The sequence below is a fragment of the Methylobacterium sp. 001424705 genome (assembly GCF_059816145.1).
The window spans coordinates 81,113-105,719 of the sequence record NZ_JCBANU010000014.1 but is presented as its reverse complement, the minus strand read 5'-3'; the positions used below and the strand labels follow the sequence as shown (position 1 = coordinate 105,719).

The window sequence follows — 24,607 nt, the reverse complement described above, 5'->3', positions numbered from 1 at the left end:
GGGCGTGCGCGCCTGTCGCCGGCCCACGCCCCTCAGGCCAGGAACCGTCGCACGGTGAGACGCGAGACGATACCGGTCACCACCGATGCGATCACGCCGATGAGGAGCACGGCGGCGTAGCCGCGCCAGCCGATATGGAAGGTGCCGAACAGGGCCTCGATCTCCTCGCCGGCCGGGCCGGAGCGCCAGTTGCGCGCCACCAGCCCGGCCAGCGCGAAGGCCGCGATGGCCGCCCCCGAGCCGATGATGCCGCCGCGCAGGCCGAGGCCGAAGAACCGGCGCTGGAAGGCCCGTGCGATGAAGTCGTCGTTGGCGCCGACGAAGTGCAGGACCTCCACCACCTCCCGGTTGCCGGCCATGGCGCCGCGGGTCGCGAAGACCACGGCGAGGCCCGTCGCCACCAGCACCAGCAGGACGATGCCGATCCCGACGCCCACGAAGGTGTTGGCCGCCGTGGAGAGCCGGCGCAGCCAGAGGGCGTGGTCGTCGAGGCTCGCCACCCCGGGCAGCGCCTCGCTGAGGGAACTGCGCAGCGGCTTGAGGTCCGGGGACGTCTCGGCAAGCTTCAGGGTCACGAGCCGTGGCACCGGCAGGTCCGAGAGGTCGAGGCCGCTGCCGAGCCAGGGCTCGAGCAGCCGCTCGGCATCGGCCTTCGAGAACACCCGCACGGCGGCGATGCCGGGGGTGGCCTTGGCGAGGCCCTCGGCGCGGGCGACGTCGGCATCGATGTCGCGCCCGGGGCTCGGACGCACCTGGATCGTCACCTCCTGGGCCACCGTGTCCTGCCATTGGACGGCGCTGGAGGCCACGATCTCGGCCGCTCCCGCGCAGAGCGCGGCGAGGAAGGTCAGGATCGCGATGACGGCGGCCAGGGCCCGGCTCGCCGCCGAGTCGGTCGGCACCAGGGGAGCATTGCGGCGCAGGGTCGGGGGCAGGGGGGCGGTCCGCGATTCGGGCGGCGCCGGCGGCTTCACCGGTGGCCGGTCGTCGGTGCGGGGCGGCGCACGGTGCGCCGGCGCGGGGGACGGAGTGTCGGTCTCGTCCATCATGCCTCGACCGTCAGGCGCCCTTCGCCGAGGACGAAGCGCCGGGCATCGACGAGGTCCATCAGGGCGAAGTCGTGGGTGGCGATGAGCACCGAGGTGCCCAGCCGGTTGAGCTCGATGAACAATCGCAGAAGGCGGCGGCCGAGGCCGGGGTCGACGTTGCCCGTGGGCTCGTCGGCCAGAAGCAGTTCCGGCCGGGCGATGAGCGCCCGGGCGATGGCGGCCCGCTGCTTCTCTCCGCCCGACAGCAGGGGCGGCAGCACGTGCATGCGCTCGCCGAGACCGACCCAGCGCAGGAGCTCCACGACCTCGGCCCGGTAACTCGTTTCCGAGCGCCCCTGGACACGCAGGGGCAGCGCGACGTTCTCGTAGGTGGTGAGGTGGTCGAGCAGGCGGAAATCCTGGAAGACCACGCCCATGCGCCGCCGCAGGCTGGTCAGCGCCTCGCTGGAGATGTCGCTGACCTCCTCGCCGAAGACCGAGACGAGGCCGCGGGTGGGGCGCACCGACAGGAGGATCAGGCGCAGCAGGGTGGTCTTGCCCGCACCGGACGGCCCCGTGAGGAACTGGAACGAGCGCGGCGCGATCTGGAAGCTGACATCGCTCAGCACCTCCGGCCCGAGACCGTAGCGCATGCCGACGCTCTCGAACTGGACCACCGGCTCCTCGGCTCCGGAGAGGAGCGACTTCGTGTTCACCCGATCCGCCACGATCCCCCCAAGGTCCTGCCTAACCGAGGTCCTGCCTGACCAAGCCTGCCTGACCAAGCCTGCCCAACACAGTCGGCCCTTTTGCGACGGCCCCGCGCATCCCGGTTATAGGCCGTCCGCTTCACGGACGGTTAACCGTGTTGGCGGAGAACCGTTTGAGTCTTTTTGCCCCCGTCGGCAACCGTCCATCGAGATCTGAGGCCCACGGACGCCATGCTGATCGTCTGCCCGTCCTGTGCCAGCGAGTACGAGATCGACGTGGACCGCGTCGGCGCGGATGGGCGCTCGGTGCGCTGCGCGGCCTGCCGCGAGACCTGGTTCATCTCCCCCGACGACGTCTCCGCCGCCCTCGAGGCCGAGATGACCGCCGCCATGATGGCCGCCTCCGAGCTCGGCCCCGCCGCGGCGCAGAGCCGCGCCTCGGCCCAAGCCGATCTCGATGCCTGGGAATCGGCCCTGGCCGCCGAACCCGAGCCCGTTCCATCGCCGCCCGAGACGCCGCGCCCGCGGGCGCGGGCCAAGCCCGTGAAGCCGAAGCACACGGGCTTGGCCCTGGCCTCGCCTGGGGCCGCCCTCGGGCTCGCCGTGGTGGGCGGACTCGGCCTCGCCGTTCTCGGACGCGCCACGGTGGTGCGGGCGATGCCCCAGAGCGCCGGGCTCTATGCCCGCGTCGGTTTCCCGGTGAACCTGCGCGGCGTCGAATTCCGCGACGTCGTGGCGTTCCAGAGCCCGGGAGAGGGCGCGCAGGGCCAACTCGTGGTGGAGGGCGATCTCGTCGGTGTCGCCGCCGAGGCCACGGTGCCGCCGATCGAGGTGGAGGTCCGGGACGGCCGTGACCAGCCGCTCTATCGCTGGCGCATCGCGCCCCCGCGCACGGCGCTCGAGAAGAGCGAGACCGCGCGCTTTCGCGCGAGCCTGTCGGCGCCGCCGGCGCAGGGCCGCTCGGTCCGCGTGCATTTTGCCGCCGCCGAGGCGGGCGAGACCATGCCGAAGGCCGGTGCCAGCGCTCCGGCCCCGTGATAAGGAACGCGGATGACCAGCGCTTCCCGACGCGTCCGCGTCCTCTTCGACGAAACCGCCATCGCCCGGCGCACCGAGGAACTTGCAGCGGCCATCGCCGCCGCCAACCCCGAGAACCTGCTCGTGGTGGCTGTGCTCAAGGGCAGCTTCATGTTCGCCGCCGACCTCCTGCGCGCCCTGCACCGGGTCGGGCTGGAGCCGCAGGCCGAGTTCGTCCACCTGTCGAGCTACCGCACCGCCACGGTCTCCTCGGGGCAGGTCGAGATCCTGCGCGACGTGGAGAGCGAGGTGCGCGGACGCGACGTCCTCCTGGTGGACGACATCCTCGAATCCGGCCGCACCATCGTGTTCGCCAAGGACCTGCTGATGGCGCGGGGCGCCAAGCGGGTGCTCACCGCCGTGCTCCTGGAGAAGCCCGGCAAGCGGGCCGTGACCATCGACGCGGATTTCGTCGGCTTCACCTGCCCGGACGTGTTCGTGGTCGGCTACGGCATGGATGTCGCCCATGCCTACCGCCAGCTGCCCTTCGTCGGCCTCGTCGACTACGACAGCCGCGAGCCCGACCTGTTCGGCGGCACCTGAGGCGCGCCCGCCCACGATCCGCGGAATTTCTCTGGCGCGCCAGAGAATATGAAACGATTTGGCCCTTAAAGGGCTTGCTGTGTCCGACGATCCCTTGACAGGGCGCCTCAGCGCTTGCGTGACTGAGCGCCCGGACCCGAGAGAGACACAGACGAACGATGGCCCGCATCCTCCTGGTGGATGACGAAGAGACGGTGCGGGGCTTCCTCAAGCGGGGCCTCGAGATCGACGGCCACGCCGTGGTCACGGCCACGGACGGCAGCGACGGGCTCGACCGGCTGACCGAGGCGGATGGCGCGTTCGACCTCATGCTCACCGACATCCGCATGCCGCTGATGGATGGGATCGCCCTGGCGCTCGCGGCCAAGCGCGACTTTCCCAATCTCACGATCCTGCTGATGACCGGCTTCGCCGACCAGCGCGAGCGCGCGCGGGGCCTCGATGCCATCGTGACCGACGTCCTGACGAAGCCGTTCTCGCTGGCCGACCTGCGCTCCACGGTGAATCGGGCCCTCGCCGCCTGACACGTGCCGGGTCCGCCGCCTCGCCCCCGGAATCCTGCGCATGATCCTCCCTTCTGACCGTCACCTGCCCGACCGTCCTCTGCCGGACATCCTCACGGCCATCGGCGCCACGCCTCTGATTCGCCTGGCGCGCGCCTCGGAGGAGACCGGCTGCACCATCCTGGGCAAGGCGGAGTTCTTGAATCCCGGCCTCTCGGTAAAGGACCGGGCGGCGCTCTCCATCGTGCGCGACGCTGAGGCCCGGGGCGCCATCCGGCCCGGCGGCACGATCGTGGAGGGCACGGCCGGCAACACCGGCATCGGTCTGGCGCTCGTCGCAGCGGTGCGCGGCTACCGCACGGTCATCGTGATCCCGGAGACGCAGTCGGCCGAGAAGAAGGAAACCCTGCGCCTGGCCGGCGCCCGCCTGGTCGAGGTGCCGGCGGTGCCGTTCGCCAACCCGAACAACTACGTCCACGCCGCGCGCCGCCTGGCCGAGCGCCTGGCCGAGACCGAACCGGGCGGCGCCTTCTTCGCCGACCAGTTCGACAACGTCGCCAACCGGCAGGCGCACGTGGAAACCACGGGCCCGGAGATCCTGGTGGCGACCGGTGGGGCGGTCGATGGTTTCATCTGTGCGGCCGGGACCGGCGGCACCCTGGCGGGGACCGCCGAGGCTCTGCGCGCGGCGCGGCCCGGCGTGCGGATCGGCCTCGCCGACCCGGAGGGGTCCGCACTGCACGCCCATTACACCACCGGTACCCTGAGGGCGGAGGGCTCCTCGATCACGGAGGGCATCGGCCAAGGCCGGATCACCCGCAACCTCGCGGGCTTCACCCCGGACGTCTCCTTCCGGATTCCCGACGCCGAAGCCCTCCATATTGTCTTCCGGCTGATGCGGGAGGAGGGCCTCAGCCTCGGCGGATCGTCGGGCATCAACGTCGCCGGGGCGATCCGGCTCGCCCGGGATCTCGGGCCGGGCCACACCATCGTGACCATCCTGTGCGATGGTGCCTCGCGCTACGCCTCGAAGCTGTTCAACCTCGCCTTCTTGGCCGAGCGGGGCCTGCCGGTGCCGGATTGGCTTGGAACCGCATCGGATTCCCTGCCGGAGTGGCGAGCCTGACGTCGAACCGGCGAAAAACCCCGCCTTCGTGGGATTATGCCGCACGGACCGTTGAACGGAATCGCCACGGCGACGTTTGTACGGTCAAGCTCAAGCAATTCCGGTTGGGCGCGTGACGGAGTTCCCATCCATGACCCTGACCACCATTCTCCTCATCGTCCTGATCCTGATCGTTCTTGGCGGCGGCAACTTCCTCGGCGGCGGCGCTTACCGCGGACCGAGCTTCGGTCTCGGCGGCCTGCTGGTGATCATCTTGATCGTGCTGCTCGTCACCGGACGAATCTGACGGCCCCGCTCACGGCTGGCACGTGATGGCCACCACCGCGCCCACCAGGGTCGCGGCGGCTGCGCCCAGCGTGCCGGCCGCCTTCGGCGAAGGCGCTGTCCGCAAGCCCGCAGCGCCGAGGAAGGCCGCGAGCGCGTCGGCCGGGACGAGCCTGTAGCTCGCAGGCGGCATGACCCCCGCGATCAGGCGGGGCTGTTTCTGAACCGTCGCGACGAGGCCCGCGAGCGCACCGGCGCGGTTCAGAACCGGAGCGCCGCCGGCGCCGGGCTGCAGCGGCGCGGCGACGCGCGCCCCGCCCGGCTCGGAGCGGCCCGGCGCCACCACGACGCCCCCCTCGGCATCGACGGCCAACGCCACCACGGCCTCGCCCTCGGTGAGGGCGCCGGCGTGCAGGGCCGGCGTGCGTTCCGTCCGGCCGGGGAGCAGAGCCGTTTCCAGCAGCATCAGATCGGCGGTGCTGCCAGGGCTCGCCCGCGTCGGCAGGCCCGCGACCACCGGTGCCCGGCAGTCCACCAGCGCCGCTGCGCTGGTAAGCACCCGTCCCGGCGCCACGACCAGGCCCGTCGCGACTGGGGCCGGCCGGCTGCCTGCGACGGGCGGCAGGCTCGATGACGGAACGGCCGTCGCGGCCGGAGCCGGTGCCGAGGCGGGGGCCGTTTCGGGGAAGGGCACGAAGCTGTTGGCGATGGCGATGGCGAGGCGGTCGACCTCCCCGGACAGGGCCTTGTCGTAGCCGAGGGTGAGGCCGCGCAGGCCCGCCTCGCCGGCGGCGTAGCGGATGTAGGATTTGCCGGTCCCGGTCTCGGCGGTCACCACCAGGAAGTCGGGTCTCAGGAGCTTGTAGGTCACCCGCCGGTCGGGCCCTGGGGCGGTGATGCGGGCGAAGACCGCCTCCAGCCCGGTCTCGCCGGGCGGATAGGATTTCGTCTCCAGCGTGATGCGCCCGTCGGCGCTCTGCCAGCGGGTGCCCCCGGGCTGGGGCGTGCGCTTCGATAGGATGCGCTCGGGCACGCCGAGCACGACGCCGCTGGCCGGGTCCGGCTTCACGGCGAATCGGGCGGCCGCGCGCGCCGCGGCCCCCTCCTTGAGGAGGGCGGCGCGTCCGGCCGCGTCCGGCAGCCCCGCTCCGCCGGTTCGTCGGGCATGCGCCTGAAGCGCCTCGTAGCTGCGCCGCCCGAACGTGCCGTTGACCAGGCTGTTGTAGTCGCCGGTCCAGACCAGGGCGTCCTGCAGCCCCTTGCGCTCGGCCTCCGGCAGGGCCTCGAACAGGCTCCGTGCCGCCTCGAAGGCGGGATCGGGCGCAGCCGGCTTCGCCCGCGCGGGCGCCGATGCGGCGGGCGTCGACGGGATCGGCATCGGTATGGCGGGTCTCGGTATGGCGGATCTCGATGCGCCGGGGCTCGGTGCCGGCGGCGTCTGGGCGGAGGCCGCGCTCGCCGCCAGGGCCAGCACGAACCCGGTCAGGCCCCGGGTGGTCCGATCGCGTCGCATCATGGCCGAGTCGCGTCTCCCCCGCGAGAACCCGTCCGGTGTGGCAGAGCCCGCGCCCGAATTCCAGGCCGTTGCGGCCGATGCGCGAAGTGCTACGGTTCCGCGCGGGACCGGTGCGACGGGCCGGCCTCCAGAGAACGGGGTGGAAGCATGGCGGGATCATCCGGATACGGGCGCTCGCCCCGATCTGTGGTCGGACTCTCTGGCCTCGTGCAGGTCCTCACGATCGCCGGGCTTCTGGCCCTCCCCGTCCAGGCGCAGGGGCAGGCCCAAGGGCAAGCCCAGTCGCCGACGACGCGCCCCGCTGCCAAGGTCTCGCCGAGGCCGTCCGCCGCCAAGAGCTTCGTGCGCGAAGACCTCGCCAGCGACGGTGTCCGCCTCGAAGCGACCCTGAAGGCCGAGGTGGGGAATCCCCGGTCCGATACCCGATCCGCCGCGAAGGCGCGGGCCGAGGGCGAGGCCCTGGTGGAAGCCGAGACGCCGGCGGATGCCCTGAAGCCCCTCGGCCTCGCCGTGGCGAGCGAACCCGGCGAGCCGGCGAACTGGCTGGCCTATGCGCGCGCCGCCAGCGCGGTCGGCAGCGACGAGCAGACCGGTGACTACGCAGGCCGTCTGCGCCTGCGCCGCAACGCGCGGGCCGCTGCCTACCAGGGCTATCTGCGGGCGAGTGCCGGAGCGGTCGAGGCCGAGGCGCTCGCGACGCTGGGCGAGGTCTATGCCGCCGAATCGGAGTGGCGCCCGTCGCTCGAGGCCTACCGCGCCAGCCTGGCGCTCGCCGACGACGCGGACGTGCGTGCGACCTACGAGGGCCTTCGCGCCGAGCACGGCTTCCGCATCCTCAACTACACCGTCGATTCGGACGCTGCCGCGCCGCGCGTCTGCTTCCAGTTCTCGGAAGGCGTCGCGGCCAAGACCGACTTCACGCCCTTCATCGCCGTCTCCGGCGCAGCCAACGCCGCCGTCACTGGCACCGGCCAGCAGATCTGCGTCGACGGGCTCAAGCACGGCGAGCGCTACGCCTTCGTGGTCCGCTCCGGGCTGCCCTCCGGCGCTGGGGAGACCCTGCTCAAGGCTTCCGATTACGAGATCTATGTCCGGGACCGCTCGCCCCAGGTCCGCTTTACCGGGCGCAACTACGTCCTGCCCCGCACCGGTCAGGCCGGCGTGCCTCTGGTTTCGATCAACGCGGCCAAGATCGACGTTGAGGTCTTGCGCGTCGGTGACCGGGGGCTGCTGCCGTCGCTGCGGGCCGAGGACTTCCTGTCCCAGCTCAACGGGACGACGGCGCGGACCATCGCCGACCAGAAGGGTCGGCGCGTCTGGAAGGGCGTCCTCGACACGGCCAAGGCCGAGCTGAACCAGGAGGCCGTCACCGCCTTCCCGGTGCTCCAGGCGGTCGGCAAGCTGGAAGCCGGCATCTACATCATGGTGGCCCAACCCGCGGGAGCCACGGCGTCCACCGACGAGGAGGGCGGCTACGAGCAGCAGGCGACGCAATGGTTCGTGGTCTCGGATCTCGGCCTCACCGCCTTCAAGGGCCGCGACGGCGTCCACGTCTTCGCCCGCTCGCTGGCCTCGGCCGACGTGCTGACCGGTGCCGAGATCCGGCTGGTGGCGCGCAACAACGAGGTCCTGGCCACGGCGAAGACCGACGGCCAAGGCCACGCCGCCTTCGCGTCGGGCCTCGCCCGCGGGGAGGGGGGCACCGCACCGGGCCTCGTGGTGGCGCAGATCGGCGACGATTACGGCTTCCTCGATCTCGGCCAGTCGGCCTTCGACCTCACGGATCGCGGCGTGAAGGGCCGGCCCCAGCCCGGCGCCGTCGAGGCCTACGTGTTTCCCGAGCGCGGGGTCTACCGCTCGGGCGAGACCGTGAACCTCACCGGCCTGCTGCGCGATGCACAGGGCGCCGCCGTGCCGGAAATTCTTCTGACCCTGGTGGTCAAGCGTCCCGACGGCGTCGAGTACCGCCGCGCCCAGGTGGCGGATGCAGGCCTCGGCGGACGCGCCCTGGCGCTGCCCCTTCTGGCCGGCGCGCAGCACGGCACCTGGCGGGTGGCGGCCTACACAGACCCCAAGGCGCCGGCCATCGGCGAGGCGAGCTTCCTCGTGGAGGATTACGTCCCCGAGCGCCTCGACGTGACGCTCTCGAGCGCGACGCCGAGCCTGACCAGGGGTGCGCCCGCCACGATCGACGTGGCGGCGCGCTACCTCTACGGCGCGCCGGGCGCCGGGCTCGAGGTTTCCGGTACCGTCCTGGTCCAACAGGCGGCGGGCAGCGGGATCCAGGGCCTGGAGGGCTTCTCGGTCGGCCTCGACGACGAGCGGGTGGAGGCCGCCTCGGCGGAGATCGACGCCCGCGCCACCACCGATGCGGCCGGCAGGGCCCGGCTCGTCGTCCCGGTCCAGACGCTCGCCGCCCCGCGCCCCGTCGAGGCGAAGATCACCCTGCAGGTGGGCGAGCCCGGCGGGCGGGCGCTGAGCCGCAGCCTGACCCTGCCGATCCTGCCCGACGCGCCGGTGCTCGCCATCCGCAAGGGCTTTGCCGGCGACCTCACCGAGGGCGGCGTCGCCGGCTTCGACGTGGTCATGGCCGCTCCCGACGGCCGGCGCCTGGCGCAGGGGAACGTAGCCTGGACGCTCCAGCGCGTCGAGAAGAACTATCAATGGTACCGCGAGGGGGGGCGCTGGTCCTACGAGCCGGTGACCAGCACCCGCCGCGTCGCCGATGGCCGTCTCGACCTGACCCCCGCCGCGCCGGGCCGCGTCAGCGCCACAGTGAGCTACGGCACCTACCGGCTGGAGGCGAGCGTGCCCGGTCGCCCGGCCGCCACCGCGAGCGTGACCTTCACAGTGGGCTGGAGCGGGGGCGAGACGGCGGACGTGCCGGACCTCCTCGACCTGCGCCTGGACAAGGCGGCCTACGCCACCGGCGAGACGCTGCACGCGCGGCTGCAGCCGACGTTCAAGGGACAGGCGACGCTGGCCGTCGTCAGCGACAAGCTGCACGCGCTCCTCACCGTCGACGTGCCGGCCGCCGGTGCCACCATCGACATCCCCGTGAAGGCCGAGTGGGGCTCGGGCGCCTACCTCGTGGCCACCGCCTACCGGCCCCTGGACCAGGCGGCCAAGCGCCTGCCGGGCCGTGCGCTCGGTGTCGCGTGGTTCGGGGTCGACCGGGACAGCCGCAATCTCGGCGTCACGCTCGACGCGCCGGCGAAGGTCCGTCCGCGCGAGACCCTGACCCTGCCGATCCAGCTCGCCGGCCTGCGAGCCGGCGAGGAGGCGCGGGTCACCGTCGCGCTGGTGGATGTCGGCATCCTCAACCTCACCCGCTACGAGGCACCGAACCCGTTCGGCTACTTCTTCGGCCAGAAGGCCCTCGGCCCGGAGATCCGCGACCTCTACGGATACCTGATCGACGGCATGCAGGGGACGCTCGGCGCCATCCGCTCCGGCGGCGACGGGGCTGCAGCCGAACTCGCCGATTCGCCGCCGACCCAGGCGCCGCTGGCGCTCTATTCCGGGCCGATCGCCGTCGGACCCGACGGCCGTGCCAGCGTCAGCTTCCCCCTGCCGTCCTTCAACGGCACCGGCCGGGTGATGGTCACCGCCTGGAGTCGCGCGAAGGTGGGCGCCGCCCAGGCCGACGTGATCATCCGCGATCCCGTGATCGTCACCGGCACCCTGCCGCGTTTCCTCAATGTCGGCGATCGCTCGCGCGTCCACGTCGCCATCGACAATGTCGAGGGGCCGGCCGGCGACTACACCGTGGATCTCGACCTGACCGGCTCGGTGTTGGTCGGTGCCGAGGCCCTGCACAAGACCCTGCGGCTGGAGGCGGGCGCCAGGGGGGGCCTCGTCATTCCCATCACCGCTGCCGGGCCGGGCCCGTCGCGGATCGACCTCACGCTCAGCGGCCCCGGACTGCCCGAGGGCGTCGGCCAGAGTTTCGCCCTGACCATCGGTCCCGGCACGGGGGCGCTCGCCCGCCGCTCCGTGGAGACCCTCGAACCCGGCGCGGCGTTGCACCTCTCCGACGAGCTCCTTGCCGACATCCTGCCCGGCACCGGCACGGTCTCGCTCTCAGCCTCGAATCTCGCCGGCATCGACGTGCCGGCGCTCCTCCAGTCCCTCGACCGCTATGCCTACGGCTGCTCCGAGCAGACGGTGAGCCGGGCGATGCCGCTCCTCTACGTCCACCGCCTCGCGGCGCAAGATCAGCTCGGTCAGGATCCGCTCGGCCTCGACAAGGCCGACGAGCGCGTGCGCCAGGCGATCGAGCGGGTGCTCGGCCGCCAGAACGCGGCCGGCGATTTCGGCCTGTGGTCCACGGATGGCGCCAGCGACACCTGGCTCAACGCCTACGTCACCGACTTCCTGACCCGGGCCCGGGAGCGCGGGTTCGCCGTGCCCCAGACCGCCTTCGCCAATGCCCTCGACCGCCTGCGCAACGCGGTGGCCAACACCACCGAGGTCGGCGACGGCGGCATGGACATCGCCTACGCCGCCTACGTGCTCGCCCGCAACGGCCGCCCGGTGATGGGCGACCTGCGCTACCTCGTCGACACCAAGCTGGCCGCGTTCGCGACGCCCCTCGCGCGCGGACAGATCGCGGCGGCCCTGGCGTTGTTGGGGGACCGGGGCCGGGCGGCGAAAGCCTTCGCCTCGGCGCTGGCCGGTTTCCGGGAGGCGGCTTCCACGACCTCGGCCTACCGGCCGGATTACGGCTCGCGCCTGCGCGACAGCGCGGGCTTGCTGGCGCTGGCCGCCGAGACGGGGCTTGCCCGCGACAGCGTCAAGCCGCTCGGTGCCATCATCGCGGCCGAGCGGGCCGCCGGCCGGCCGACCAGCACGCAGGAGGAGGCCTGGATGGTGCTGGCCGCCGAGGGCCTGAGCGCGGATTCCGACAACCTCCGCTTCACCCTAGACGGTAAACCGCAGAGCGGTGCTCTGGCGCGCCGCTACCGCGCCGCCGCCCTGAAGGGGAAACCCGTCACCCTGGTCAATGCCGGCACCCAGCCCGTGCAGGCGGTGGTCAGCGTCAGCGGCAATCCGATCGCTCCCGAGCCGGCCGAGGCGCGCGGCTACACCATCGAGCGACGCTATCACCGTCTCGACGGCGCCCCGGTGGATCTCGCGCAAGGAATCCACCAGAACGACCGCCTCGTGGTGGTGCTCACCGTGACCGAGGCCAAGGCCAGCGCCGGTCGCCTCCTCCTGGTCGACCGGCTGCCCGCCGGCCTGGAGATCGACAACCCGAAGCTCCTCGATGCCGATGCGCTCACCGGTCTCGCCTTCGCCAAGTCCGACGTGGCGCCGGTGCACACCGAGTTCCGCGACGACCGCTTCGTGGCCGCCTACGAGCGCACCCCCGAGCAATCGGCCTTCTTCCGGGTCGCCTACACCGTGCGGGCGGTCTCGCCCGGCACCTACGTTCACCCAGCCGCCACCATCGAGGACATGTACCGGCCGGAGCGCTTCGGGCGTACGGGGTTCGGTTCGATGACGGTGAGCGCGAAGTAGGGCCGTGGATACGGGCCGCGACCCTCCTCTCCGGTCCGATCGGGCGCGCACGGCATGGCGCACCGCGTCCCCCTCGTGGAGGGGGGGACGCGGTGCGCGTGACCGTGAAACTCCGAGTGCCCCCGGAACGGGGCGGGGACTTCGGCGCCTCGCGCTCGCAGCCCTTGCCGTTGTCGGTCTCGGCCCGACCCTCGCTCTCTGGCACTTCATCCAAACCCTGCCGCCCCTCGACCTGATCCCGGCCGGGCTCCGCTCGACGGTGGTGCTCGACCGCGACGGGCGGCTGCTGCGCCCCTTCGCCACCGCCGACGGGCGCTGGCGTCTGCCGGTGACCGGGTCCCAGGTCGATCCGCGCTTCCGCGCCATGCTCACGGCCTACGAGGACCGGCGCTTCGCGAGCCATCCAGGCGTCGATCCGGCGGCGACCCTCCGGGCCGCGGGGCAATGGCTGGGGGCGGGCCGCATCGTCTCGGGCGGCTCGACCCTGTCGATGCAGGTGGCCCGCCTCGTCGAGCCGCGGGCCCAGCGCTCCCTGGCCGCCAAGCTGCGCCAGATGGTGCGGGCGGTGCAGCTGGAGCGTCGCCTCGGCAAGGACGGGGTGCTCGACCTCTACCTGGCGCTCGCACCCTATGGCGGCCCGGTCGAGGGCCTGCGTGCCGCCAGCCTCGCGTATTTCGGCCGCGAGCCGGCCCGGCTCACCTTCGCCGAGAGCGCGCTCCTCGTGGCTCTGCCGCAGGCGCCGGAAGCCCGGCGACCCGACCGCTTCCCCGAGGCGGCCCGGCGCGCCCGCGACCGGGTCCTCGCCATCGCCGCCGCTCAGGGCGTCGTCACGGCGGCCGAGGCGGAGGCCGCCCGCGCCGAGCCGGTGCCATCCGCGCGAAAACCCTTCCCGATGCTCGCCGCCCACGCGGCGGAGGCGGCCCATGCCGCCGACCCGGGTGCCCAGGCGATCCGCCTCACCCTGGACGGCCGCCTGCAGGCGAGCCTCGAAACCCTGGCCGCCGAGCGCGCAGCCGCCCAGGGACCCGGGATCTCGGCCGCCATCCTGGTGCTGGACAACCGCACGGGCGCGGTTCTGGCCCAGGTCGGCAGCCCCGGCTACCTCGATGCGAGTCGCGCCGGCGCCATCGACATGACGGGCGCGATCCGCTCGCCGGGCTCCGCCCTCAAGCCGTTCATCTACGCGCTCGCCTTCGAGACCGGGCTGGCGCATCCCGAGACGCAGCTCGACGACCGGCCGGTGCGCTTTGCCGGGGCCTACGCCCCCGAGAACTTCGACCTCGGCTACCAGGGCAGCGTGACGGCGCGACGCGCCCTCCAGCTCTCCCTGAACGTGCCGGCGGTGGACCTGCTGGAAGGGGTCGGCCCCGCCCGCTTCATCGCCCGCCTGCGGGCCGCCGGCGGCCGCATCGACCTGCCCCGCGACACCGCGCCGGGCCTGCCGGTGGCGCTCGGCGGCCTCGGGATCACCCTCACCGACCTCGCCCGCCTGTTCTCCGGACTCGCCCGGCAGGGGCTGGTACCGAACCTGACCCGTCGCGTCGGGGAGGCGTCGGGCGGAGGGGCCGGCGCGCCGCCGCAGGAAGCCCGCATCACGGACGCCGTCGCCGCCTGGTACGTCGCCGACATTCTTCGGGGTGCGCCGCCGCCCGAGAATGCCCTGGCGGGCCGGTTCGCCTACAAGACGGGCACCTCCTACGGCTACCGGGATGCCCTGGCGGTGGGGTTTGACCGGCGCATCACCCTCGCGGTCTGGGTCGGACGGCCGGACGGCAATGCCGTGCCGGGCCTCGTCGGCCGGGTGGTGGCGGCCCCGATCTTGTTCGATGCCTTCGCCCGTTTCGGCGGCGAGCCCGACTCCGTGCCGATGCCGCGCGACGCCCTGGTGACCACCACGGCCGGCCTGCCGCCGCCCCTACGCCACATCCGGCGCGACATCCCCAAGACCCTGTCGGCGGCGCTGGGGGGCGCCCTGAAGATCGCCTACCCGCCAGACGGCGCCCGCATCGATCTGGGCCTGTCGGAGCCCGATCCCGCATCGTCGGCGCGTCTCGCCCTGAAGGCGCTGGGCGGCGTGCCGCCCCTGACCTGGATGGTCGACGGCCTGCCGGTGGCGGGGGGCGCGCGCCGACAATCGGCTTGGGCTCCGGACGGTGCCGGCTTCGCGCGGATCTCCGTGATGGACGCCACGGGCGCCAGCGACAGCGTCGTGGTCCGGCTCGAGTGACGTCCCCGCCCGGGGTTTCACGCCGGAGGGTGGCCCGGCCCCTGGTCGGGCGGACAGCCGCCCCTACCTGCGAGCGGCAGAGCGAACCTTCGCCGTTGCCGGAGAGCGTGCCCGTGGTCCACGAGGAATCCCGTTCGGGACGGCCGGCCCTGCGCCCGGCGGTGATGCTGGGGGCGCTCGGCATCGTCTACGGCGATATCGGCACGTCCCCCCTCTACGCCTTCAAGGAGGCGGTCCGCGCCGCGAGTGCCGGGGCGCCCCCGACTCCGATTGCGGTGACGGGGGCCGTCTCGCTGATCCTGTGGTCCCTGATCCTCATCGTCTCGATCAAGTACGCCGTGCTGATCCTGCGCGCCGACAACCGCGGCGAGGGCGGCATCGTCGCCATGCTGGCGCTGCTCGGAGCCCGGAACGCCAAGCCCGGCTCCTGGGCCGGCCTTCTCCTCGTGGTCGGCCTCATCGGCGCCGCGCTCCTCTACGGCGACGGCGCGATCACGCCGGCGATTTCGGTGCTCAGCGCGGTGGAGGGCCTGAAGGTCGAGGCTCCGGCCTTGTCGCGCTTCGTCGTGCCGATCACGGTGCTGATCCTGGTCGGGCTGTTCCTGGTCCAGAGCCGAGGCGTGGCCTTCATCGGCCGCATCTTCGGCCCGGTGATGTTCGTCTGGTTCGTCGTGCTGGCGCTGCTCGGTCTCGGCGGTATCTGGCATGCGCCGCAGATCCTGACCGCTCTCAACCCGCTCAAAGCCGTCGAATTCCTGACGCATGCGGGCTGGCACGTCAGCTTCGCCATGCTGGGCGCGGCCTTCCTCGCGGTCACCGGCGGCGAGGCGATGTATGCCGATCTCGGGCATTTCGGAGCCGGCCCGATCCGCGCCTCGTGGTTCGGCCTCGTGCTGCCGGCCCTGGTGATCCACTATTTCGGACAGGGCGCGCTGCTCCTGGTCGAGCCCGACGCCATCGAGAACCCGTTCTACCGCCTCAGCCCGGACTGGGCGCATTATCCGCTGATCGGCCTCGCCACGGTCGCCACCGTGATCGCCTCGCAATCGATCATCTCGGGGGCCTTCTCGCTCACCCAGCAGTCGATTCAGCTCGGCTTCCTGCCTCCGATGCGGGTGGTCCACACCGCCCGGCACGAGCGCGGACAGATCTACGTGCCGATGGTGAACTGGCTGCTCGCCGCCGCCACCCTGAGCGCGGTCCTGGTCTTCGGCTCCTCGGATGCCCTGGCCGGCGCCTACGGCATCGCCGTCGCCTCCCTGATGGCGATCACCACCCTGCTCGCCGCCCTCGTGGCGCTGAAATGGGGCTACAACCCCGTGGCCGTGCTGGCGGTGAACGGGTTCTTCCTGGCGATCGACTTCGTGTTCCTTGGGGCCAACAGCGTGAAGCTGTTCGAGGGCGGCTGGTTTCCGCTGATGCTGGCGGCCGTGGTGGCGTTCTTGATGCTCACCTGGCGCAAAGGAAACCAGCTCGTCGAGTCGGCCCGGGTCGCCCTGCGCCAGCCCGAGGTCGAATTCCTGGAGCAGCTCCGGCGCGATCCGCCGATCGTCCTGCCGGGCAACGCCGCTTTCCTGTCCTCCGCCACCAGCGCCATTCCGCTGCACCTGTCCCGCTTCGTCGCGCGCAGCCACGCCCTGCACGAGCGCATCCTCATCGTGACCGCCCGCTACGAGGAGGAGCCGGCCGTCGCTCGCGATCAGCGCGCCGAGGTCATCCCGATCACGCCCGACATCACCCGCGTGATCCTGCGCTACGGCTTCATGGAGGATGCCTCGGTGCCCGACGGCCTCCGCTGCGCCGTGGATGCCAAGCGCCTGCCGGCAGAGTGCCTCGAGGATCTGACGGTTTTCATCGGGCACGAGACCATCATCCCGAAGAGCGACCAGCGCGGCATGGCGACCTGGCGGGAGGAGATCTACGCCTTCCTCCTGCGCAACGCCGAGCGCACCGGCGCGCATTTCTGCGTGCCGACCCGGCAATTGGTCGAGGTCGGCACCGAGATCGAGATCTGAGCCGGGCGCGGGCCATCAACTCTCGTGCGGACCGTGCTGTATGACCTTGCGGGCAGCGCTCCGGGTGTCGCACAAGGGAGCCATGCGGACGGGCGGCCCGGCCGCGCCGAAACCGGGACGTGTAGCGTAGCGATGACCGAACTGGCGCCGAAGGCCCTGGCGATCCGCCTGCGGCAGCAGGCGATCCTCTCCGATTTCGGGGTCGAAGCCCTGCGGGCCACCGAGCTGCTGCCCCTGCTCCAGCGCGCCACCGAACTCTGTGCCGAGGGCATGGAGGCGCAGTTCTGCAAGGCGCTGGAATACAAACCGCACCAGGATTGCCTCCTCGTCTGTGCCGGTGTGGGCTGGGCCGAGGACGCGGTGGGCACCACCATCATCGGTGCCGACCTCGCCTCGCCGGCGGGCTATGCCCTGAAGACCGGCCGGCCCGTGATCTCGAACCATCTCGAGAACGAGACGCGCTTCCGCACGCCGAAGTTGATGGCCGACCACGGCATCCGCCGCGCGATCAACGTGCTGATCGCCAACCGTGACGGCAATTACGGCGTGCTGGAGGTGGACGACACCCGCGAGGGCCAGTTCGAGGAGGCCGACATCGCCTTCATGCAGGGGTTCGCCAACCTCGTCGGCGGTGCCATCGAGCGCCAGCGGGCCGAGGCACGGCTGAAGGCGGCCCTGGAGCGCCAGGAGCTCCTATCCCGGGAAATGAGCCACCGGGTGAAGAACAGCCTCGCGGTGGTGGCGGGCTTTCTCGGGCTCCAGGCCCGGGGCTCCGACAACGACGACGTGAAGAGCGCCCTCGCCGATGCCCGCACCCGGGTCGAGGCGGTGGCCCAGGTCCACGACCAGCTCTGGCGCCAGCCGAGCCTCGAGGCGATCGACGTCGCGGGCTTCCTCGAGGCCCTCTGCGCCAAGCTGCAGGAGAGCGCGCCGCGCCACCGCCTCGTCTGCCGCGCGGCGCGGATGAACATCCCCGCCGACCTCGCGATCCCCCTCGGCCTCTTCGTCAACGAACTCGTCACCAACGCGATCAAGTACGCCTACGCGGACGGCGAGGGCGAGATCCGGGTCGAGGCCCGGCCCGACGGGGCGGCCGGCCTGATCCTCGCGGTGGAGGATGACGGCGCCGGGCTTCCGGACGGATTCGATCCCACGGCGGCGCGCAGCGCCAGCCTCGGCATGCGCATCATCAACAGCCTCGCCCGCCAGCTCGGGGGCGCCCTCGCGGTCGCCCCGGACGTGCAGGGCGCACACTTCTCCCTGCGGGTAGCGCCCGTGGCCTGAGGCGTCGGGGTCGAGATGCGACTCGGCGCCCGCGTGTCAGGTTTCGGCCCGGGGCGTCGCATTCATCTCGGCCCAGTCGAACTCCTCCTCCAGCACGTAGTAGGCGTCGTCGCCGATCGTGCCGGAGCGGCGCAGGGCCAGCACCCGGTCGCGGGCCGCCTCGATGGCGCGCCGACGGGCGGCATCGGCGGGCAGCGCCTCGGAGGCGAAGCCCGTGTCGCGGGCCTCGGCCTGCTCCAGGGCGATGCGGAACTCCTCGCGCAAGGCTTCGGAGGGGGCATCCTCGGCATTCTCCAGGCTCTCCAGGGCGGCTCGGTAGGCTTCGGTGCGGCCGTGCCCGACCTCGCGCCCGACCGGGTCGTTGTCCTCCAACCCGAGCCGGCCGAGCAGGAGACGCAGGGTCAGGCCCTGGATCGTCAGCGTGCCGATGATGACGCAGAACGCGGTGAGCACGATGAGGTCGCGGTAGGGAAAGCCCGGATCGCCGTCGGGCAGGGCCAGGGCCGTGGCGATGGTGACGATGCCCCGCATGCCCGCCCAGGACACCGCGATCCCGGCCGAGAGCCCGCGGTCGCGGGTCTCGGTCCCGTCGGTTCCCAGGCGGGCGAGGTGGGCCGTGGGCAGGACCCAGAGGAAGCGCACCACCACCACGGTGAGGAACACCGCCGCGCCGACCAGCGCGTAGGAGATCTGCTGCTCCCGGGTCAGGCGCTCCAGGATCGGGCCGATCTGCAGGCCGATCAGCACGAAGGCGAGGACGTTCAGCACGAACACCGCCGTGTCCCAGACCGCGTAGGAGACGATGCGGGTGCGCGGCGGGGTGTGGCCCGGCGCGATGCGCGCCACCGTGATGGCGAAGGTGACCACGGTGAGCACCCCGGACAGGTGCATGTGCTCCGCTCCGATCCAGATTCCGAAGGCGGCCACGAACTGCAGGACGATGACGCTCGGCGCGTCGGTGGCCGGGCGCGTGGCGGCGCTGTAGAGGAGGGCGAGGACCGGCCCGGCGACGAGGCTGCCGAGGATGCCCACGAGGAAGGCCGGGCCGATCTGGCTCACCGAGAAGGTGCCGGTGACAGCCGCCGTGACCCCGAGGCGGTAGATCATCAGCGAGCCCGCGTCGTTGAGGAGGCTCTCACCGCGCAGGATCGTCGTGAGGCGGTGGGGCAGCGAGACGTGGCGCAGCACCGACAGCGCGGCCACGGCGTCGGGGGGCGCCACCACCGCGCCGAGCACGATGCAGGCCGCCCAGGGCATGTCCGGCACGAGCCACTTCACCACCACGGCCACGGCGGCCGTGGTCGCGACCACCGCCCCGAAGGCGAGGCCGGCGATCGGGCGCCAGTGGGTGCGCAGGTCCCGCACCGAGGTGTCGTAGCCCGCATCGAGCAGGACGGGCGCCAGGAAGAGGGCCAGCGCCAGCTCCGGGTCGAGCACCAGGTTGGGCACGGCCGGGATGAAGGCGAGGCCGATGCCCCCCAGGGCCAGGAAGACGGGATAAGGGGCACCCACCCGGCGGGCGAGCCCCGCCAGGAGCACGGCGCCGAGAAGGACGCCGACCGTCCATTGAAAAATCATCATGTCGAGGGGAACGCGCCAGCACGGCCCCGGGATCATTCGCCCCGGCGCGAAACCCGGCGCTGCCGGTCAGCCCTGCGCGAGGGTGACGGCCAGCTCCGGCTTGTGGTTCAGGGTCTGGAACACGACGCAGTAGCGCTCTGTCAGCTTGAGGAGCTGGTCGAGCTTGTCCGGGGGGGCGTCCGTGTCCAGGGCGAAGGTGAGGCGGATCGCGCGGAAGCCCACGGGCGCCGCCTTGTCGACCCCGAGGGTGCCGCGGAAATCGAGGTCGCCCTCGGCGCTCACCGTGCCGGACCGGAGCGCGACGCCGATCGCGGTGGCCACCGCCTTCAGGGTCACGCCGGCGCAGGCCACCAGGGCTTCGAGCAGCATGTCGCCCGAGCAGAGCTCGGCGCCGGAGCCGCCGGTGGCCGGGTGCAGGCCCGCCACCGCGAGGGCGCGCCCGGTCTCGACCTTGCAAGCGATGGCCGTGTCGTCGAGGCTGCCCCGGGCCCGCAGGGTCACCACGGCCGAGTCCGGGGCGTTGCGGTAGCGGTCCTTGATCGGGGCCTGGAGCGAGCGCAGGGTATCGGCGTCCATGGGCGTTTCCTTCTCCCGTCTTCCGGTTCTTCTTCTCCGATCCGATCTAGGGCGCCCCGTCGGCGCGGCGAATGCGGACGGGGGGACCGAGCCTCGCGCGGGCCCGCGGGGTGCCCTATCTGAGGGGCGTCGGCGGGGCCCCTGTCCTCCGGCCCCGTCCTGTCAGGAGAGTCCATGCGTCGTCCCAGCGTGAGTGCAGCCGTCCCGAGGGCGCGGCTGGCCGTCCCCGGCATCGCCGTCGGTCTCGTCCTGTTCGCGACCGGGGCAGGGGCCGCCGCGCCGATCACCCTCGCCAACCATCGGGCCGTCTACGATCTCTCCCTCGCCGAGAGCAGCGGCACGCGGGCGGTGGAGAGCGCGCGGGGGCGCATCGTCATCGATTTCACCGGGGATGCCTGCAAGGGCTACACGATGCAGACCCGCCAGGTGACCGTTCTGGAGAGTGGCGAGACCGGCAGCCGCACCTCGGACCTGCGCAACAGCACGTTCGAGAGCGGGGACGGGCGCAGCTACCGCTTCAAGACCAGCACGGTACTCAACGGCACGCCCGGCCAGGCTGTGGACGGCACCGCCGAATCGAGTTCCGACCTCCTGAAGGTCAAGCTGAAGGAGCCCAAGCGCGACCAGTTCCAGGATGCGGGCGAGGTCCTCTTCCCCACGGTGCACATGCGGCGCCTGATCCAGGCGGCCCGCGACGGGCAGAGCACCGTCTCCGTCAAGGTCTTCGACGGCTCCGACGATGGGCGCAAGGTTTACGACACCCTCGCGGTCATCGGCCGTCAGGTCCCGGCGCCGGCGGCCTCCGACAAGGCGGCCGAGCGCGACAAGCCCCTGCGGGAGGGGCCGATGGCGACCGTGCCGCGCTGGCCCGTCACCCTGAGCTATTACATTCCCGGCGAGGGCGAGCGCACGCCGATCTACGTCCTCAGCTTCGACCTCTACGAGAACGGCGTCAGCGGCGCGCTGCGGCTCAACTACGGCGAATTCGCGGTGGTCGGCGACCTCACCCGCCTCGACACCCTGGCGTCGAGCAGCGACTGCCATCCCTAGCCCGTCCGACCGGGTGAGGGGCGGGTCCGCACCGATGCGGCGTGCGAGGATTCCGAGCAGGGCCTTCTGCACGGAAATCGTGCATGGCCGGCCTTCCCGGGCCCAGTTGGATCAAATTTTCGGCGTTCGGGTAAAGGAATGTCGGGGGGCGCCCCGTCTTATGGCCTCCGCAACCTCAGGATGGCCATGGGCGAGACCCTCACAGCAACGCAGACGAGAGTGATCCTGCCTGCCCTCTGCTGGAATCGGTATCGTGCCGATTTCTACGCCGTCACCGCCGATCTCTCCGTCACGGGTCTTCGCTTCCGTTCGTCCGTCGTGCCGTCCCTGGGCGAGATCCTGTCCTGCAGCATCCGGCACGCGGGCGCGATGGAAGCCCAGGTCATCGAGGGCGGCAAGGAGCAGTTCGTCACCCGGGTGATCCGCGCCGAGGCTCCGCTGCCCGTCATCGTGCGTCGCCTGCTCGACCTCGCCGCCGAGCAGAACGGCGGCGAGGTGCCCCAGCGCGTCCATCCGCGCTTCGTGCCGGATTCGCCCGACATCCTCGTCACGATGTCCTGCGGCACCCGGATCCCGGGCCGCCTCCTCAACGTCTCGGCCTCGGGCGCGGCCGTGCGGATCGACATCCGCTTGGAGCCCGGCACGCAGATCACCCTGGGCCGAACGCCGGCCACGGTCGCGCGCTGCTTCGAGGACGGCATCGGCGCGGCGTTCCTCCAGCCCCTTCCGGCGAAGGATCTCGGCCCCCACGTCCTGTTGTGACTCGCGATCTCTTCTCGTGAGGCGGGAGTGCCTCCGGCCCGTCCGAGGCCGGTCCGGTTTCTGAGGCGATCAGGAGGGGGCGATCCGGGACGGGATAACCGGCGACGCAACCGCTGCGGGACCGCGCGAAAGGCTACAATTAAGTTTCTATCAAATGATCGGGACTAGCCTGTGGCCTCGCCCTCCAGTCGGAGACTTGACGATGCGGTACGCGGACGATGTGACCCCGATTCCGTCAAGTCCTGTCCGGTCGGGTCGATCCGGCAGGCCCCCACTGCTGGCGATAACCTGAAGATCGCTCAGCTGATGCCGCGTCCACCTGCCCCCGTCCTCGCCTGCCCCTCCCTCGCCTCCGGGCCGCTCGTCTCCCCCGCCGCCGGGGCGCGGGTGCGCGAGGTCACGTGGGGACGCCGGGCGGGTGATCGCGTTCGCGCCTCGGCACCGGGGAGCCCGGAGCCGGCGGCCGAGGGGGCGCCGTCCCGCGCCGCGAGCCTTCGGACCAATCGCTACGATCTGGAGGCCCGCGCCGGCCATCTCGACGAGGTGCTGCAATTCGCACCCTACCTGGCCTTGACCCATACGGTGGTCGTCGGTGCCGTGCTGCTGCTCTTCTGGAGCGAGGCGCACCGGACCTACCTGCTGATCCTGTTCGGCAGCGTCGCCGGTCCCATCACCCTCGCGGCGATCGGGGCGCGGCGCTACCGCCGGCGGCGCCTGGGGGAGCGCGACGTCGTCACCGGGCATCGGCTCGCCGCCCTGTTCTCGCTGATCCTGGGGCTGGCCTGGGCCAGCATGCCGCTGATGATCCTCCCCACCGCGGGCACCCAGGACCAGACCTTCGTGGTGGCCATCGGGGCCGGCCTGATGGCCACCACCTACACCTTCGGCTCGCTCGCGCATCTCGGCCTGGTCTACTCCGCGCCGATCGCCCTGGGCAGCCTCGCCGCCCTGTTCCTCGTCGGAGGGGCCGCCAACGGGTGGCTGGCGATGCTGATGGGCGTCTATTCGGCCTTCGTCGCCTTCACCGCCGGGCGGATGGGACGTCTCTCGGAACAGCGGATCATCGATCGCGTCCGGGTCGGCGAGCAGAACGAGACAATCAGCCTGCTGCTCCATGACTTCGAGGCGAGCACCAGCGACTGGCTCTGGGAGACCGACCCGCTGGGACGCCTCCAGCACGTGTCCGAGCGCATCGGCCAGGTGGCGGGCGAGGACCCGGCGATCCTGCACGAGGCGCCGTTCGCGGCACTCTTTCTCGGCGTTCGCAAGCCCCGTCGGATGACCCCGGAGATCGCCGAGATCCTGGCCCTCGTCGCCGAGCGCAAGGCCTTTCGCGAGCGCGTCGTCGAGGTCACCATCGGCGGATTGACGCGGTGGTGGCGCCTCAGCGGCAGGCCCATCACCGACGGCGGCGAGACCTTCCTGGGCTTTCGCGGGGTCGGTTCGGACATCACCGACACCCGCCAGTCCGAGGCGCGGATCGCCTATCTGGCGAGCTACGACCCGCTGACGGGCCTGGCCAACCGGACCCAGTTCCAGGGCGTGGCGACCCAGCTCTGCGCCCGTGCGCAGACCGGGGGCGAGGCCTGCGCGCTGCTCTATATCGACCTCGACGGCTTCAAGTTCGTCAACGACACCTTCGGCCATGCCCTCGGCGATGTCCTGCTGGTCCGGGTGGCCCAGCGCCTGACCGGCACGGTCCCGCCCCAGGGGCTGGTCTCGCGCCTCGGCGGCGACGAGTTCGCCATCCTCCTGCCCGGCGGCGACGAGGATGCCCTGACCGAACTGGCCCTGCGCCTCATCGCGGCTCTGAGCACACCCTACACTCTCGACGGGGTTCAGGTGGAGATCGGCGCCAGCGTCGGCCTCGCCCTGGCGCCGCGCGATGCGCACAGCCCCGAAGGCCTCCTCAGCAAGGCCGATCTCGCCCTCTACCGGGCCAAGGCCACCGGCCGCGGCAAGGTCCGGGTGTTCTCGCCCGACCTCGAGGCGACGATGCGCCTGCGGCGCGAGCTCGAGGTCGATCTCAAGCGGGCGGTGGCGCAGGGCGAATTCAGCCTGCACTACCAGCCCCTGGTGGGTCTGGAGGACGGTCGGGTCCGTACCTTCGAGGCCCTGCTGCGCTGGACCCGCGGCGCCGGCGGCCCGGTCTCCCCCGCCGATTTCGTGCCCGTCGCCGAGGCCTCGGGCCTGATCACCGAGATCGGCCGCTGGGTCCTGATGCAGGCCTGCCGGGAGGCCGCGCGCTGGCCCGACGACATCCGGCTGGCGGTGAACCTCTCGCCGATCCAGTTCCGGAACACCGACCTCGTCGCCGACGTGACCCAGGCGCTGGAGGCCAGCGGGCTGAGGCCGGAGCGCCTGGAGATCGAGGTCACCGAGTCGGTGTTCTTCGAGATGAACGCGACGACCATCGCCAACCTCAACGAGTTGCGCGCCCTGGGCATCCGCGTGGCGCTCGACGATTTCGGAACCGGCTACTCGTCGCTGAGCTACCTGATCCGGTTCCCGGTGGACAAGATCAAGATCGACCGCTCCTTCATCAAGGACATGGACAGCCGACCCGAATGCCTGGCGATCATCGAGGCGATCCTGACCCTCGCGCGCAAGCTCTCGATCACCGTCACCGCGGAGGGCGTCGAGACGAGGGAGCAGGCGCAGATGCTCAGGGCGAGCCGCTGCGACGACATCCAGGGCTTCCTCTTCAGCCCGGCCCGACCGGCCGACGAAATCCCCCACCTCATCGCATCCCTGCCGGTGCGCTTCGGCGAGATTTTCCCCCTCCTGCCCCTGATGTTCCGCCGGGCGCCGGCCTGAGGCCG

The 24,607-nt window shown here is 71.8% G+C and carries 17 protein-coding genes; 12 read left to right on the top strand and 5 right to left on the bottom strand.

Annotated elements, in window-relative coordinates:
* Positions 1-32 precede the first annotated feature (32 nt).
* Together AC6EUL_RS12540 and ftsE are read right to left on the bottom strand one after the other, a co-directional pair.
* Positions 33-1,049: a cell division protein FtsX gene (locus tag AC6EUL_RS12540; RefSeq protein WP_407067283.1), complete on the bottom strand. Its 1,017-nt coding sequence runs from the start codon at positions 1,047-1,049 to the stop codon at positions 33-35.
* Positions 1,046-1,744, bottom strand: a complete 699-nt coding sequence (gene ftsE / locus AC6EUL_RS12535) for a cell division ATP-binding protein FtsE (protein WP_499870416.1) — start codon at positions 1,742-1,744, stop codon at positions 1,046-1,048. Before ftsE ends, AC6EUL_RS12540 begins: the two co-directional genes overlap by 4 nt.
* Positions 1,745-1,969: 225 nt before the next feature.
* Here ftsE and AC6EUL_RS12530 point away from each other — a divergent pair, with 225 nt between their 5' ends.
* The 5 genes from AC6EUL_RS12530 (at position 1,970) to AC6EUL_RS12510 (ending at position 5,273) form a co-directional block, all read left to right on the top strand.
* Complete coding sequence (locus tag AC6EUL_RS12530; protein ID WP_499870390.1) at positions 1,970-2,776, top strand: zinc-ribbon domain-containing protein; 807 nt, start codon at positions 1,970-1,972, stop codon at positions 2,774-2,776.
* A 12-nt stretch (positions 2,777-2,788) separates the two neighbouring features.
* Positions 2,789-3,358, top strand: coding sequence for a hypoxanthine phosphoribosyltransferase (hpt, locus tag AC6EUL_RS12525; RefSeq protein WP_056211657.1), 570 nt, complete (start codon positions 2,789-2,791; stop codon positions 3,356-3,358).
* A 158-nt stretch (positions 3,359-3,516) separates the two neighbouring features.
* On the top strand, positions 3,517-3,882 hold the full coding sequence (locus AC6EUL_RS12520) for a response regulator (protein WP_055946868.1): 366 nt from the start codon (positions 3,517-3,519) through the stop codon (positions 3,880-3,882).
* Positions 3,883-3,922: 40 nt separating this feature from the next.
* Positions 3,923-4,987 (top strand): cysteine synthase A, encoded by a 1,065-nt coding sequence (locus AC6EUL_RS12515; protein ID WP_499870387.1) that lies wholly within the window; start codon positions 3,923-3,925, stop codon positions 4,985-4,987.
* Positions 4,988-5,117: 130 nt separating this feature from the next.
* A complete protein-coding gene (locus AC6EUL_RS12510) occupies positions 5,118-5,273 on the top strand; it encodes a DUF3309 domain-containing protein (protein WP_156389751.1) in 156 nt (51 codons plus the stop codon).
* A 9-nt stretch (positions 5,274-5,282) separates the two neighbouring features.
* Here the strand turns inward: AC6EUL_RS12510 and AC6EUL_RS12505 are convergent, their stop codons facing one another.
* The gene (locus AC6EUL_RS12505; protein WP_499870385.1) at positions 5,283-6,767 is read right to left on the bottom strand and encodes a serine protease; all 1,485 of its coding nucleotides are present in this window, start codon (positions 6,765-6,767) and stop codon (positions 5,283-5,285) included.
* Between the two features lie 147 nt (positions 6,768-6,914).
* On the opposite strand from AC6EUL_RS12505, the gene AC6EUL_RS12500 reads away from it, so the two are divergent.
* The 4 genes from AC6EUL_RS12500 (at position 6,915) to AC6EUL_RS12485 (ending at position 17,816) form a co-directional block, all read left to right on the top strand.
* Positions 6,915-12,290 (top strand): alpha-2-macroglobulin family protein, encoded by a 5,376-nt coding sequence (locus AC6EUL_RS12500; protein WP_499870383.1) that lies wholly within the window; start codon positions 6,915-6,917, stop codon positions 12,288-12,290.
* A gap of 208 nt (positions 12,291-12,498) precedes the next feature.
* Positions 12,499-14,517 (top strand): penicillin-binding protein 1C, encoded by a 2,019-nt coding sequence (gene pbpC / locus AC6EUL_RS12495; RefSeq protein WP_499870414.1) that lies wholly within the window; start codon positions 12,499-12,501, stop codon positions 14,515-14,517.
* A 164-nt stretch (positions 14,518-14,681) separates the two neighbouring features.
* A complete protein-coding gene (locus AC6EUL_RS12490) occupies positions 14,682-16,532 on the top strand; it encodes a potassium transporter Kup (RefSeq protein ID WP_499870412.1) in 1,851 nt (616 codons plus the stop codon).
* Positions 16,533-16,664: 132 nt separating this feature from the next.
* Positions 16,665-17,816, top strand: a complete 1,152-nt coding sequence (locus AC6EUL_RS12485; RefSeq protein WP_056211660.1) for a sensor histidine kinase — start codon at positions 16,665-16,667, stop codon at positions 17,814-17,816.
* 36 nt (positions 17,817-17,852) lie between these two features.
* Here the strand turns inward: AC6EUL_RS12485 and AC6EUL_RS12480 are convergent, their stop codons facing one another.
* Together AC6EUL_RS12480 and AC6EUL_RS12475 are read right to left on the bottom strand one after the other, a co-directional pair.
* Positions 17,853-19,397 carry a cation:proton antiporter gene (locus AC6EUL_RS12480; protein ID WP_499870380.1) on the bottom strand — a complete coding sequence of 515 codons (1,545 nt, stop codon included), beginning with the start codon at positions 19,395-19,397 and terminating at the stop codon, positions 17,853-17,855.
* Between the two features lie 66 nt (positions 19,398-19,463).
* Positions 19,464-19,973, bottom strand: coding sequence for an OsmC family protein (locus AC6EUL_RS12475; RefSeq protein ID WP_056211665.1), 510 nt, complete (start codon positions 19,971-19,973; stop codon positions 19,464-19,466).
* 174 nt (positions 19,974-20,147) lie between these two features.
* Between AC6EUL_RS12475 and AC6EUL_RS12470 the strand changes: the two genes are divergently transcribed.
* The 3 genes from AC6EUL_RS12470 (at position 20,148) to AC6EUL_RS12460 (ending at position 24,602) form a co-directional block, all read left to right on the top strand.
* Positions 20,148-21,023: a cell envelope integrity EipB family protein gene (locus AC6EUL_RS12470; RefSeq protein WP_056211666.1), complete on the top strand. Its 876-nt coding sequence runs from the start codon at positions 20,148-20,150 to the stop codon at positions 21,021-21,023.
* Positions 21,024-21,209: 186 nt separating this feature from the next.
* Positions 21,210-21,785 (top strand): PilZ domain-containing protein, encoded by a 576-nt coding sequence (locus AC6EUL_RS12465; protein WP_056211668.1) that lies wholly within the window; start codon positions 21,210-21,212, stop codon positions 21,783-21,785.
* 306 nt (positions 21,786-22,091) lie between these two features.
* A complete protein-coding gene (locus AC6EUL_RS12460; RefSeq protein WP_499870377.1) occupies positions 22,092-24,602 on the top strand; it encodes a putative bifunctional diguanylate cyclase/phosphodiesterase in 2,511 nt (836 codons plus the stop codon).
* Positions 24,603-24,607: the final 5 nt, after the last annotated feature.